Raw genomic sequence first — 14,347 nt, 5'->3', positions numbered from 1 at the left:
CCTCTGCGCTCCTCTGCGTTTCCCTTTGCGCCCCTCTGCGTTTAAAAATCCTTCACAAATTCCGTCAAGAACCTAAACGCCTTCAAAATATAACTAGCGCAATCTCTAGGAGAGGTGTTGTAAAACGATCGCCACGCACTCGCCTTATCCTCATCATAGCGATCGCTGCGTTGACTATGATTTTCTAGCCACGCCAATCGCACTGCGTGTCCAATCAACACATCTAACACAATATATTCTTCGATTTGTAGCTTGGGATTATTAGCTGCGATCGCTCCTAATTCGATTAATGCTTCAATATTAACTTGGCGGTATTCTGGAGCTTCAATTTTATTCAGCAAATGCTCAACCAAGAGAGCAAAATTTCTTTCCCCTGCTGTCATCTCGGACAACATTATCTCACTATCTAAACGATTGCGGCGCTCTAGTTTATCCCCAATTACTAGACCCTTGCAATGTTGCATTAATAGCCAAACCTGCTTGAAAAAGTCTTTTGGTACGCGCCCCGTCGCACCCTCGGCTTGACGAAACCGCCGCCAACCACCTGGTGGAACTTCTATTTCTTCAGCGATTCCTGGTAACACCACCCAAGCAATATCACTTTCTTTTTGTTTGACGTGCAGTGATTCTTGTTGGCGTAACAGGTTACTCATGCCAGTATATCCAGTTAATACCTGACGCAAGCGCATTTTCACTTCAAAGGGTGAAAGTTGCATTAAGCGATCGTAAGCTTCATCTTGAGTAACGTGTAACTCCCGCGCTAGTTCGCTGGTGAGCAATAAGATGAGATAGCCGACTCTCAGCGTGAGTAGTCCCTGAAATAATTGGGATTCTGAGCGAATTAAGATACCAAGATAGATTAAAATCTCTTGAGTTAGGACGCGATCGCGGATATCTTCACGACAAAAATGATTAATTTTATCGGCAATTTCATCGTGTGACATGGGTACGCTAATCAAGGACGCTTCACTGTAAGCTTTACCCACAGCAATTTGCTTACCTCGCACCAAAATACTCGTGACTGCATCTGATAGGCTGATATCAACCATTTGCCTTAACCCCGCAGCCCGACGTACCACTGCCCAAATACCTAAATCTCCAGCTTTGGTATACACTTCATCGAGTAAATCGGCTACGGTTACAGGATATCCTGGGCCGCCATACCCCGTATCAAAGTTCATGCCTTGCAAGCGAGTTAAAGTTTGCAGTAACTCAATTTGTTCGTAGATATTCTCTGAAGCACGCAAAGAAGAAAGTAATAATCCGAAATTGGTTTCATACTCCATCTTAAATTCTTGAGTATGCCCTAAGCGCCAGTTTTTCTCAGGATGATAAGCCAAATAATAGCAACGTGGGCCAGCATTTCTCACTGGCGATCGCGAGAATTCTGCATTAGGAAGAAAATCAATTCTTTGGATTCCGGCTGTTAACATTAACTGATTTAGCCGCCCTAATTTCACTCGCACACCGTTACAAACACCATCTTTTAGTTCTTGCATCAGTTCTAGTAATGCTTCAGAACCGATTTCTAGCATGGTGTGCGTCAACATTAAAGTCAAGGTAGGACGACCTAAATCGCTCCAATATTTTTGGATGTAAGCTAGTTCGCTTCTAATTTGATCCAGCAAAAAATGGTAATCAAGGGTTAAGTAAAACTGTTGAGAGTCAGAGAACGAAGGCAAAAATACAATTGTTTCACCACGAATCCGAAAGATTCTAGATGTTGTTAAACTCCGCAGCCGCCGCACTGGCCGCCCAGTTAAACCAAGTTTGTCGTTACGGCCAATTTGGGTATAAATAGCTGAGAATTCTCCAGCTTTTCTCACCTGAATCGGTTCTACTTGGGTAGGAGTTTGTGTTTCAATGCCATGAACTTCTAATTTTTTCTGTAAATCTTCATCTTCTGCTAGCAAGGCAATTTGTACTAATGATTCGCGCTGTTTTCCCACACACAAATGTCTTCCCAAAGGGTCGATATCACCAACTGCTAGTAACCCTTCACTCAACATTTGACTAAGAAAATATAAACTCTGCGCCCACACCAAAGGAATATTTTCGTTGGGTAAACGTGGTTGCGTTTGGGGTGATAACTTTTCTGCTTCTATGTTTTCGGCTGGGACATAATATAGTTCTGGCAGTAAACGTAAACCATCTTGTTCTATAAGTAATGATTCTAAAAGTTCTTGGTATTTTTTAACTTGTTCTTGCTCACTGCAAAATAATCCATCTAAAACTAAATAAGTGAAAAATAACGGCCATTCACATTCAATATGCTCAAATTGCTTGAGTTCCCACGGTTCGTAGTGCAAGCGCTGATTATCTTCTAAAACCGTCTGGTGTCCATCACGCAAAAAGCGTTTGCAACCGTATTTACCTGCGAGTTTGTTGATAATATCGTTTAAAGTGCGATCGCGTAACTCCAAATCTTCGACTGCAAAGGCAGGATAACTGATAATACTTAACAGCGCCGCATCAATTTCTTTGGAACCAGATTCTCTCGGTAATAGTGATTCTAGAGTAATTCGGGCACGGGCGATTTCATCTGGCAGCACATGAATCACTGATGCTTGACTACCACGCACACCAAACAAATCCAGTCCATTGATAGCTTCTAAAGCAGCTTTTGCCATGCCTACGGAACTGGCATTTAACTCAGCATTACCCCGATTAATTTTATTACCACGTTCCCAAATACCGTAATCGGGTGTGCGGTAAGCTCGTCCAATGTAGTAAACCAAATTTTGGACGAAATTAACTTCATCAATTGTATAAATTATTGGCAATCCCGCAGCCGTCATTTGCGCCAACATCAGCAAAAATATAGATGTGGCATCAAGTTGCAAATGTCCCCATTCGTCATCACCAACAACAATATCACCTGTTGCAGTATTATATTTGGCGTGCAGTCCATCTAGTAGCGACTGAGTATGTTTAAATGTCTCTACTTTATGAGCCTGTCGCATCATTGCAAATAGCAACCCGCGCATCAGTTTGATGACACTGTGTTCTAGTTCATAGGTGCGTCCTTTGTCGTCGTCAATCTTGCGGTATGCAAGTCCTAAACCCCAAACTGCCAAAATGCTGTAAACATTATCCCGCACCCAGGCATCTGTATAATCGCCGTGGGCTGTAATCGCTGTACTTGCAGGTAGTAAACCAGTAATCGGATTCTGCCGAGTCAGGATAATCGTTTTGATTTGCTGGTAGTAATAGTCCAGACGAGTTAGCAATTTGGTAGATGTTTTCATGGTTTGGTTCGGAACTACTTGCAAAATTTGACCCTGCGACTGTCAAGTGAATTACCTAAACCAAGTCAGAACAAGCTCTGTAATGGTTGATGGAAGAACAGCGGAGGGTAGTAAGTTTATTATTATCTCCTGTTAATAGGTTTATAGGTACTTAATTTTAGCGATTTTATTTCGGCGTGGCACTGGCAAAATAGTGAAAAATTGGGGAGGTTTTTGGGTGTGGTCAGAATTACGTGCTATGGAGTGCAATCTGGGAGATATGAGCTAGTATGCTAGCATAACAGCAGATTAACTTTTCTTATTATGGAAACTCGAATTAACAAACGCACCCACAGCGATTACACCCAAAGTGCTGCCTATCTGCCCAAGGATTTAGTTAAAATTTTCAAACAGCTAGCTCTTGAGTTGGAAATAGGTCACAGTGAGGCAATGGAAGAAGCTGTCAGGATGTGGTGTGATGCGGCAATCAAAAAGGTAAGTCAACCTTGATGAGGTATCCTACACTCAAACAAAATTTGACTTGTTTTATTCTCTGCCAAAACCTCACAACGTTTCTACTACCTATCTTTATAGTCAGATTAGATGAACGAACAGGAGACATCTATATCTTGGCTGGAGATGAAACAGGTATTGTAATTAACTCTAATGGTGAATGGAGATACGACGAATGACCAAGCCTCAGTTTGCAGCAATGAGTAAAGTAGAGTTAAAACGTTATTTATTAGAGAATCGTAATGATACAGAAGCTTTTCATGCTCTAATGGATAAAATTAACGCTGAACCTAACCCGAAGTTTTATACCATAGATGAAATTGGTGAACTGGAAAAACTAATAGAAGCAAAACGGACACGAGAAAATCTCTAAAAATTACCGAAGAAAGGCAGAGAGCAGTTATTGCTGGAGGCAGGAAGAAGAGAAAATATATTTATTTGCCCTCTGCCAAACGGGTTTAACACAGTCAGAAATACAGGTAATTTTTAGTCGTAGATTAGAAAATGACCGCGATCGCAAACGAAAATATGATATTTATTCAAATATTCAATGTTACGTTCAGTTGTAATTGGAGAGAAGGGACATATAATCAGTGGAGGTTTAGATAAAAGAATAAAAATCTGGAATTATTTATCTAATCAGCTTTCAAAAACTTTTGAGACACTAAATAATGTAGGATATTTGGCGATCAATCTTAAAGCTAATTACTTGGCTGCGGGGATAGATTACTCAGATAAAGTAATTATATGGAATTTGAAAACATTTAAACAAATTACTGAAATTAGTGGCGAAAGATTCTGGGAATTTGAGCTATTAGCATTTAATGATACTGGAGAACGGCGTTTACTTTCACAGTCCGAATTAATATTTCTGACGCTGGTGATTACAGCGCTCCAGAGTATGAATTTTTACTTTACAGACTAAGTATAGAGTAAACTAGGCACACCCAAGAGCGATCGCTAAAGCTCAAACACCTTACTGCAACTATGAGGTGAAATCTGCTAACCCATTCCTGATTCTTCGTCGTCCAGGTGACTATACATGAAGTTGCTTGATACCATCGTAGAATTAGCTCAAAAACGCGGTGTTCAACCAACACAAATTGCCCTATTTTACTAGCACCAACAACGGTAGTTAGTGCTAGTTAAGATAGAGCATCTAAAAGAAGCAGTTATTGGTGTGACTTGCAGGTTTTCGACTAATTGAGGTTGCTACCACACTCAATTAAACACACTCAAATTAACTTTGATAGGGGCGCGGCAGTTGGCGCAGTTGATGAGCAGTATCCAATTCACTATTGTTTTTTCTGCCATACCCCCAACCCAAGATGCGACGATATTCACCCATGATGCCACTTTCAATTAAATCATCCTCATTGACTGCAACATTGGTATGAGATTGGGGCGCAACATAAAGTGCATCCGCAGGACAATAAGCCTCACACATGAAACAAGTTTGACAGTCTTCTTGCCGAGCGATCGCGGGTGGTTGGTTAGGTACGGACTCAAAGACATTGGTAGGACATACTTGGACGCATACATTGCAATTGATACAGAGTTTATGACTGACAAGCTCGATCATGATACTGCTCCTGCTACAACTTTGATACAGAGGGTGTGGTTTGAGTGTTTGGTACTGGTGCTGTAGCGATCGTGTTCTGCTCGTCGTAGGCGATGGCATCCGTTAGCCAATCACGCCTCACCCATAGACGATCTAAGCCGCCGGTTGCCTGATAATAACGCTGATTTGGATCGGTTTCGGGATAGTCCATGCGAATATGTTCACTGCGGGTTTCCGTGCGATGTAAAGCACTAAAATATGCCCATCGCGCTACAGCTGTGAGAGCAGCCGCTCGCCGAGAAAATTCCACATCGCGCACTGTATCTTGTTTCGGGTTCGTCTTTACCTGCTGCCACAACGTTTCTAATTTGGCCAGGGAATCCAAAAGACCCTGCTCACAGCGCAAGTAATTCTTCTCTAAGGGGAACATCTGCGCTTGTACGCCGCGCACGATCGCCTCGCTATCGAATGTTTCAGAAGTGGGAGACTGTGATGGGCTACGCAATCCGGCTTGACCAGCAGGATGCACCACCCGTTCATGAGGATGAGCGCCAAGACTCTTCGCAAATTCAGCCGCGCCAACTCCAGCCCATTGTCCTGTGGAGATTGCCCAGGCCGCATTGGGGCCACCACCCCCAGAAGCTAAACCTGCTAAAAACTCCCGCGATGCAGCATCACCGGCGGCGTAGAGGCCAGGAACCTTTGTACCGCAACTATCATTCACAATCCGAATTCCACCCGTACCACGGACTGTACCTTCTAAAATCAGTGTTACAGGCACTCGTTCTGTATAGGGGTCAATGCCAGCTTTTTTATAGGGTAAAAAAGATATGAAATGAGACTTTTCAATCACCGCCTTGACTTCAGGTGTAGCTCGATCCAAACGGGCATAAACGGAGCCTTTCAGGAGGGCATTGGGAAGAAATGATGGATCGCGACGACCATTGACATAGCCACCAAGATCATTACCTGCTTCATCGCTGTAACTAGCCCAGCCAAAGGGAACACCCCTTGTTACTGTGGCATTAAAAGCGGTCGAGATGGCATAGTGATTAGAAGCTTCCATACTGGAGAGTTCACCACCAGCTTCTACTGCCATCAGCATTCCATCACCTGTATTGGTATTGCACCCTAATGCTTTACTCAAGAATGCACAACCACCATTGGCTAGGACTACTGCACCAGCGCGAACAGTATAGGTACGATGATTTTGTCTCTGTACACCTCTTGCTCCAGCCACTGAGCCGTCATCAGCCAATAAAAGCTCTAGAGCAGGACTTTGATCAAGAATCTGCACCCCTACACGCAATAGGTTCTTGCGAAGTACCCGCATATATTCAGGGCCATAATAACTCTGGCGCACGGATTCCCCATTTTCTTTGGGAAAACGATAGCCCCACTTTTCAACTAGAGGCAAACTGAGCCAAGTTTTTTCGATAACACGCTCGATCCAACGTAAGTTAGCTAGGTTTTTTCCTACGCGATAACGCTCCCATAAAACTTTGTCCCAATTTTCTGGAGAAGGAGCCATGATGCCATTGCCACTGGCAGCAGCTGCACCGCTCGTACCTAGAAAACCTTTATCAACAATGATTACTTTTACACCTTCTGATGCGGCTGCCCATGCTGCCCATGCTGCGGCAGGGCCGCCACCAATTACCAGCACGTCGGCAGTTAATTGCAGTTCATTTTCGCTATAGGCTGTTAGCAATTCCTTGTCCTCCTTTTTGGCAGTCAACTTCATACTTTGACTTGGAAAAGTTCTGTTAGAGGGACTTTGAGCCGCGTGCTGATTTCCTCGCTCAGTCCCTAAGAGTTCTTTAATTTTGAATTTCGCTTTGCTGTACCAGTCCCTTTTTCATCCATCCGTCCTGGTGTACGCAGTTCATGATAAATACTTATGCAGTAGATAGAGTTTGCATAATCTATACAAAGAATGTGTAAGGCCAATTACAGTTCACATGATACACTAATTATTAGCTTTGCAAGCATTAAGTGTTACGAACTAATATCTTATCCAGTTGGAACTGTGGTAAAAGTTTCTATTCTTGTGAGGGTTAATGATATTGGTATAAGCCAATATCACCATGACCAGACTTAGTAGATAAGCTGGCGGCACGCACGCATCTTTAACAGATGAGACGCTACGAACTTCCCTTTATTTCAGCAGTCTAAAAATATATTTGCATTATAATACGGTATTTCGATCGACTTAGTGCATGATTATAAAAACTACGACCGCTTCCTAACGAACCACAGAGACACAGAGAAGCCAGCGCGTTGCGGGGGTTCCCCCCGTTGTAGCGACTGGCGCGACACAGAGGAATGAGGAGAAGAGAGTTTTTTTCGTCAGTTTTTTGGGTATTTTTTATTTGGAAGTCCCTTATATAGAAATCTTATTTTATTTTTGTCCAGGTAACTAGGCATGAAGTTGCTTGATACAAAATACTACTTATTACTGTTGTAAATATTTTGACTCTGTGAATTTTGCGAGTAAATTCCTTGATTGGCTTGACATAGCTTCTAGCAGTAGTAAAATCTACTTTAAGTACACAAAAATTACTTAAAATTTAGGACAATTAAATTAGTCAGAAATATTATAGATGCTGAATGCTAATATTCGGTGTCTACCTGAGAGTGCGATTCCGGGTTAGGATGATGACTAGCAATGCCTTGATTTAGATATCGATATTGAATTGTTGAAATTTTATGGGCAATAGTCCACCAGATGGCAGTATCAACCTCCTCTGAGCTGGCGAGGAAGTCTCCCAGCGCGGGGGAGACTTAGGAGATATATCTCATGCTCACACAAGATATTCGTGATTTGCTTACTGATACTACCGATTTAAACCAGTTGAAGTGGGATTTAAATCGCTTGCAACCTGTGGATGTGGGAGATTACATTACACAATTGCCTGAACAACAACGCGCGATCGCATTCCGTTTACTCAACAAAGCTCAGGCAATCGATGTATTTGAATATCTGCCTACAGAGGTGCAGGAAGAACTAATTAATTCTCTGCATGATGTCCAAGTAGTGCAACTTGTAGAAGCAATGAGTCCCGACGAACGGGCAGAATTGTTTGATGAATTACCTGCTGGGGTAATCAAACGGCTATTGAAAGAACTGAGTCCAGAACAAAGGCAAGCAACAGCAACTATTCTCGGCTATCCAGAAGGCACGGCTGGGCGGGTGATGACAACCGAATATGTCCGGTTGCGGCAAGGATTGACTGTAGGTGAAGCCCTAAGTAAAATCCGCCGTCAGGATGAAGATAAAGAGTCAATTTATTACGCCTACGTTACTGATGACAACCGGACGCTGGTGAGAGTAGTTTCACTGCGCCAGTTGCTGTTTACCTTTCCCGATGTTTTCATCAAAGATATTTCCAGCGATCGCGTCATCAAAGTTAGAACTGAAACTCCTCAAGAAGAAGTGGCGCGAATCATGCAGCGCTATGACTTAATCGCTATCCCCGTAGTTGATCGAGAAGATCGATTGGTTGGCATCGTCACCATTGATGATGTCATGGATATTTTGGAAGAAGAAGCCACAGAAGATATTCAAAAACTGGCGGGTGTGAGTGGTGATGAAGCAGCTTTATCCTCTCCCCTACTCACCATCCGCAACCGCTTACCTTGGCTGTTGGGCATCATGGCTATGTATATTGGTGCAGCCAGTGCGATCGCGCCTTTTCAATCTGTAATTGCCGCAGTGCCAGTGCTAGCAGTAATCATGCCAATTTTTTCTAATACTGGTGGTACTGTTGGTATTCAATCATTAACGGTGACAATTCGCGGCTTAGGGGTGGGTGAGGTAACACCCAAAGACACTTTGAAAATTCTCCGCAAAGAACTTCTAGCTGGTTTAGGTACGGCCCTCGCTTTAGCCACAACGATGATCCTACTTTCCCTAATTTGGGCACGACCCCAAGAGCGATGGGTGGCTTTAATTGCCGGAATGGTAATGGCAACTAATACAATTGTGGCTGTTACACTCGGCACTTTACTGCCAATGGCTTTGAAACGCTTGAAACTTGATCCTGCTTTAGTTAGTGGCCCGTTAGTGACTACAATGCTAGATACAATTGGGTTTCTAACGTTCCTCAGCCTAATTTCTTTAGCTTTAAACGTTTTCCATTTACCAACGTGAAGGGATTGGGCATAGGGTATGGGGCATAGGGCATGGGGCATTGGGTTATTTCCCTTGTCTCCCCTTGTCCCCCTGTCCCCTTGTCCCCCTTGTCCCCACTCCCCAAATTCTATGCCTACTACCACCTGGAATCGTCATCACATTCTTTCCCTAGCCGACTTCACTACCACTGAATACGATACTGTTTTGCAAACTGCTGCCAGTTTTCAAGAGGTGCTATCGCGGCGGACGAAGAAAGTGCCAACCTTGCAGGGACAGGTGGTGGCGAATTTATTTTTTGAATCTTCTACCCGGACTCGCAGCAGTTTTGAACTCGCGGCGAAACGCTTAAGTGCGGATACGCTAAATTTTGCCGCAGCCACATCTTCGATGACTAAGGGAGAAACAATTCTCGACACGGCGAAGACTTATTTGGCAATGGGAACTGATATTATGGTAGTCCGCCATCGAGAGGCAGGAGTACCAAATGCGATCGCGGCTGAAATGGATCGTTTAGGTGTACGAGTTAGTGTTCTTAATGCTGGTGATGGTCAACATGAGCATCCTTCCCAAGCACTGCTAGATTTATTTACCATAACTACTCTTATTGACCCAGCTAGTCCCCGAGTAGAACTTTTAAAGGGGAAAAAGATTGCCATTGTTGGTGATATTCTCCATTCTCGCGTGGCGCGATCGAATATTTGGAGTTTAATTGCAAGTGGGGCCGAAGTTCATTTGGCAGCACCACCAACCCTCTTACCCAAATTATTTGCCGAGTACATTTCTGAAGAGTTAGGAGTCAGAAGTCAGGAGTTATCCCCCCACTTTCCCACTCCGCCACTTTTTCTACATTGGCAGCTAGAACCAGCTTTACAAGATGCCGACTTTGTGATGACTCTGCGCCTACAAAAAGAGCGTATGACGGCTCATTTACTACCAAGTTTGCGAGAATATCATCAGCTATTTGGCATTACACGTACAAAATTGCAACTTTGTAAACCTAATGTTAAAGTTTTGCATCCAGGGCCCGTTAACCGTGGTGTTGAAATTAGTTCTGAATTGATGGATGATCCAGAATTTAGTCTTATTCAATCGCAAGTTACTAGCGGTATCGCCGTTCGCATGGCGCTACTATATTTGTTAGGTAGCGGCAAAGCTTAATCCTGACAATACATTTTCACCTGATAATTGGCAGATTTTACACTTCTGCATTCTATCCAGTTCTGATATATTCCTAACTCCTAACTTTTTTACCTTACTGACCCAAAGTCCGAGTATAAATTACCTGACCTTGAGAATCATAAAGTACAAGGGACAGGTTGGCATTGTCACTAATTACAGCTAGAGCTTCTCGTAAGATTTGCAAGTGATTGGTAATATCAACAGCAGTACTAGAATTCTCAGAATAAGGATTAGCCAAGTTATTTTGCCTTACTTGATCATACTCAGAAGTTAACCGGACAGTAATACCTCCATTGTCTATGGTAAAGGTACAAATCTGAATTTCATTAATACAGGTTTTATCCAAGTCAGTGCGGGTTTGTTGCAAACTACTAACAACTTGTATTTTTTCTTGTGCTTGTTTGAGGGCTGTTGAATAGGGTTCGATGAGGGACTGAGCTTGAGTGTAGTACAAGCTATCTTGGGAAATTTTTTTAACAGTTTGTAAAGCCTGCTCCCAGTATGTCGCGGCTGCTTGCCATTGGTTTTGTTGCTCATAAAGCTTGGCTTGCTTGGCGGTGCTAAGAACTTGTTGGTAGGTTTTAACAGCTAATTGTTCCTTAGTCGCGCGATCGCCTGCCGCCATCAGTTTAGGTTTATAATCTACCAACAGCTTTTCAGCTTCTTGGTATCTAGGGCTACTTAAAGGAATACTATTCAAAGCATTAATTGCCACCAGCCAAGTAGACCGCACCTTTTGCCAATCATTCAAAGATTTAGCAGTACCTTCTTGCTTTTCGGCAGCACTAGCTACAGCTTTTGCTGCTGTGAGTTTTTTTAGCCATTTTTCCTCAATAAATATCTGCTGATTTACAGCGTGCAAACGAACTCGATAATTAATCAATTTCCCTTGCACTAGCCCATAGAGTTCACTGTCGGAACTTATAGTTTCTAGTGGTGCTATAGCCTGTCGCCATAAGTGTTGTCTAGCTTGTAATTCCTCTAGGCTAGATGCAGGAGTTTGAACTTTTTGTGTCGCCAAAGATCCTGTCTGCAAAGCCTTGACTACCTGGTTTATTTTTTCTGACCGTCCAGACAAACTTGCTTTTAGTTCTTCTGACAACTGGGAACGAGGCGACCAACTAGGAATTACATTCAAGGCTGTACTAGCTGCCGCAAGTTGCTGTTGTACGGCTACTAATTCTTGTTCAGACTTAGCACGGCGTATCAATTGTGGAGATTTTGTTTTTAATCGCTCGGCATTTTGTATTTCTTTACACTCCGACATTACACAAGGGCGAGTCAAGAAGTAAGCACCACTGCCTAAGACGACAATTCCCGCTAAGGCTACACCCAGCAGCATGGGTTTGATTACGAATGCTTTTGAAGTCGGCAAATTTGGCGCATCTGCAAACGGGTCAAACAGTTCCTCTTCTTCTGTCTCATCAAGTGATGGAGAATAAGTCAAAGCAGATGAAGAGATAGGATAAAAGTATTGCCCCTCTGCTCCCCCTGCTCCCCCTACTTCCTCATCTCCCCATCCCCCCGTCTGCTTCAGGGGTAGAAAACATTTGGCATAAGGGAGTTGTTCACCAGAAACTCTGAGGAAACATTGCACTCGTTGCTCTTTGTGGGGTGCTAGAGACTGAAGTACTTCCTCGATGACTGCAAAGATTATCTGAGCGTCAACTATTACATCTGATTCATGTTGCGTTAAAATCATTAGCCCGTCTTTATTGACGGCACACTTAACCTCGAAGACTTCAGCCGATGTGACTTCTACAAGCAATTGTTCCTGCAAAGTCTTGGCTAAAAGCTGTAAATCTTCGTGCTGGACTGCTACTTTCATAGAGCTTTCCCGCTTAACTTCTATATTGTTTTGATTATTTTTAAGAGGATGAAATGAACTTTTTAGTTTTGTTGAATGCAAATGCACAATTTAACCAACCACAGCCTGAAAATCTGAACGACCAACTTTCTAACACAAATTCTGACTTTTAACCAAAAATTAAAAAAGCAATTATTGTTTGCAGCGCTACATTTTCACGCTACTAGATGCAAAATTAAATAATCTGTCTTCAGATATAAATTACAAATAAAAAATGGGAATAATAGGATTTTTGAGTATTTTCACTGCATTATTTTGTGACAGTTAAATTTAAAGTAGCTACTACTCTGTAAAATTTTGGTTGCAGAGCAGGAGTAAAAATTTTATCCAAAGGTTAAGGAAACAGTTCTAGTCCAGAGGGTTTTGACAGAAATGGTAGTTATCTTCTATGCTGGGAAACTTACTGAGGAAATTAATTAGGTTTTGTGGCTCTAGCACAAACAGGTTAGCTATCAAAATTAATATGCCTCTTATGCTCGGTTCGATAAAATTGATACGTAAAAAAGAAATTTTTATAGCTGCCAAAAGCTTAATTTTTAAATAAAAGTGCTGCAAAATATTAAAACAGCACTCACTAAAAGCTTGGAAAGTGTCAATACAAGGTGTATCAATGGATTTATTAGAGTATCAAGTTAAAGAATGGTTTGGGAAGATAGGCATTCCGGTCTTGCCCTCCCAACGGATTGACCATCCTACAGATTTGAAACGTTTAAAAATTCGCTTTCCGATTGTACTGAAATCTCAAGTACATGGAGCAGAGCGGGCAAAAGCGGGTGGAGTCAGGTTTGCCGAAACGACAATTGATGCGATCGCAGCTGCTCAAAATATTTTTAATCTACCAATATGGGGCGAATTGCCAGAAGTGGTGCTGGCAGAATCCCAATACGACGCGAACCAGGAATTTTATCTAGCGGTAGTTTTAGATACTGCTGTCTGCCGACCAGTACTTTTAGGTTGTAAAGAAGCAGATATCGATTGGGAATCTGCTGGGGAAAAAATGCACCATGTTGTTGTGGAACAGGAATTTTCACCATTTTATGCCCGAAGACTAGCTTTGAAAATGGGTCTACAAGGGACGCTGATGCAGTCGGTAAGCAGCGTTTTGGAGAAGATGTACCACTTATTTGTGCAAAAAGACCTGGATTTAGTCGAAATAAATCCTTTAGCAGTCAGTGCTAATGGTCAAGTTATGGCTCTTAATGGTAAAGTCAGAATTAACGAACGGGCAATTAAGCGTCATCCAGACCTGGCAGAGATGGCAGCAAAAATTATCAGTCGTCATACCAGTACTGAAATTAATGGCATTTTAGGTGACTGGGATGGCGTAAAAATGCACGGTAAAATCGGTATTTTAGGTAATGGTACTGGTTCAGTAATGGCAACTTTAGATTTAGTCGCCAATGCTGGTGGCAATCCAGGTGTTTGTTTAAATCTACGTCATGCTTTCCTCACAGATACGACACCAACTACCTTCCGCGATCGCCTAGAGACAGGTCTGAAAATTCTGGAAGCTGACAAAAGCATTCAAGTAATACTAATAAACTTTCTGGGTAGCATTCCTCAAACTGAGGAAGTGGTTGAAGTTATAGCCAGAGTTGTAGAGCAAGACAACAGCGAAATTGAATCGCAAGTTGTACGTTCTAATGGTAGTAAAAGTCGTCAAGTACAGAATTTTACACCCTTAGTTATCCGTCTTGCTGGTTCTGAATTTAATGCTGCTAGAAAATATCTAGCAACACTAAAAACCCACAGTGATGCCCTACTTGTGGTAGAAAATTTAGATGAGGCAGTAGCGGCAGCAGTCCGTCTTGCTAAACCAACTGCTAATAAAAAGTAGTGACTGTAATTTTGTTCCAAATCAAAAA

The 14,347-nt window shown here is 42.5% G+C and carries 11 protein-coding genes; 7 read left to right on the top strand and 4 right to left on the bottom strand.

Annotated features, from left to right (window positions below):
- Positions 1-41: 41 nt before the first annotated feature.
- Positions 42-3,248 (bottom strand): glycoside hydrolase family 15 protein, encoded by a 3,207-nt coding sequence (locus tag V7K69_RS08445; protein ID WP_335033197.1) that lies wholly within the window; start codon positions 3,246-3,248, stop codon positions 42-44.
- A 303-nt stretch (positions 3,249-3,551) separates the two neighbouring features.
- Between V7K69_RS08445 and V7K69_RS08440 the strand changes: the two genes are divergently transcribed.
- From V7K69_RS08440 to V7K69_RS08430, 4 genes are all read left to right on the top strand, one after another.
- Positions 3,552-3,737: a ribbon-helix-helix protein, CopG family gene (locus tag V7K69_RS08440; protein WP_094328789.1), complete on the top strand. Its 186-nt coding sequence runs from the start codon at positions 3,552-3,554 to the stop codon at positions 3,735-3,737.
- On the top strand, positions 3,737-3,919 hold the full coding sequence (locus tag V7K69_RS32915; protein ID WP_442936127.1) for a DUF6888 family protein: 183 nt from the start codon (positions 3,737-3,739) through the stop codon (positions 3,917-3,919). Before V7K69_RS08440 ends, V7K69_RS32915 begins: the two co-directional genes overlap by 1 nt.
- Positions 3,916-4,113, top strand: a complete 198-nt coding sequence (locus V7K69_RS08435) for a DUF6887 family protein (RefSeq protein ID WP_335033196.1) — start codon at positions 3,916-3,918, stop codon at positions 4,111-4,113. Before V7K69_RS32915 ends, V7K69_RS08435 begins: the two co-directional genes overlap by 4 nt.
- A gap of 177 nt (positions 4,114-4,290) precedes the next feature.
- Positions 4,291-4,665, top strand: coding sequence for a hypothetical protein (locus V7K69_RS08430; RefSeq protein WP_335033195.1), 375 nt, complete (start codon positions 4,291-4,293; stop codon positions 4,663-4,665).
- 315 nt (positions 4,666-4,980) lie between these two features.
- Here the strand turns inward: V7K69_RS08430 and V7K69_RS08425 are convergent, their stop codons facing one another.
- Together V7K69_RS08425 and V7K69_RS08420 are read right to left on the bottom strand one after the other, a co-directional pair.
- Positions 4,981-5,322 carry a 4Fe-4S binding protein gene (locus tag V7K69_RS08425; RefSeq protein WP_012411463.1) on the bottom strand — a complete coding sequence of 114 codons (342 nt, stop codon included), beginning with the start codon at positions 5,320-5,322 and terminating at the stop codon, positions 4,981-4,983.
- 13 nt (positions 5,323-5,335) lie between these two features.
- Entirely contained in the window at positions 5,336-7,045 is a 1,710-nt protein-coding gene (locus V7K69_RS08420) for an FAD-binding protein (RefSeq protein ID WP_335033194.1), read from the bottom strand.
- Between the two features lie 1,056 nt (positions 7,046-8,101).
- On the opposite strand from V7K69_RS08420, the gene mgtE reads away from it, so the two are divergent.
- Positions 8,102-9,454: a magnesium transporter gene (gene mgtE, locus V7K69_RS08415; RefSeq protein WP_335033192.1), complete on the top strand. Its 1,353-nt coding sequence runs from the start codon at positions 8,102-8,104 to the stop codon at positions 9,452-9,454.
- Positions 9,455-9,565: 111 nt separating this feature from the next.
- A complete protein-coding gene (locus V7K69_RS08410) occupies positions 9,566-10,594 on the top strand; it encodes an aspartate carbamoyltransferase catalytic subunit (protein WP_335033190.1) in 1,029 nt (342 codons plus the stop codon).
- 94 nt (positions 10,595-10,688) lie between these two features.
- On the opposite strand, the gene V7K69_RS08405 is transcribed toward V7K69_RS08410, so the two are convergent.
- On the bottom strand, positions 10,689-12,443 hold the full coding sequence (locus V7K69_RS08405; protein ID WP_335033188.1) for a hypothetical protein: 1,755 nt from the start codon (positions 12,441-12,443) through the stop codon (positions 10,689-10,691).
- 649 nt (positions 12,444-13,092) lie between these two features.
- On the opposite strand from V7K69_RS08405, the gene V7K69_RS08400 reads away from it, so the two are divergent.
- Complete coding sequence (locus V7K69_RS08400; protein WP_335033186.1) at positions 13,093-14,319, top strand: succinate--CoA ligase subunit beta; 1,227 nt, start codon at positions 13,093-13,095, stop codon at positions 14,317-14,319.
- The last annotated feature ends 28 nt before the right edge of the window (positions 14,320-14,347 follow it).

Origin of the sequence: Nostoc sp., from assembly GCF_036917775.1 — a bacterium.
In the GTDB taxonomy this organism is placed as follows: Bacteria; Cyanobacteriota; Cyanobacteriia; order Cyanobacteriales; family Nostocaceae; genus Nostoc.
The sequence above is the reverse complement of the archived record's forward strand: the minus strand, read 5'-3'. Positions and strand labels throughout refer to the sequence as shown.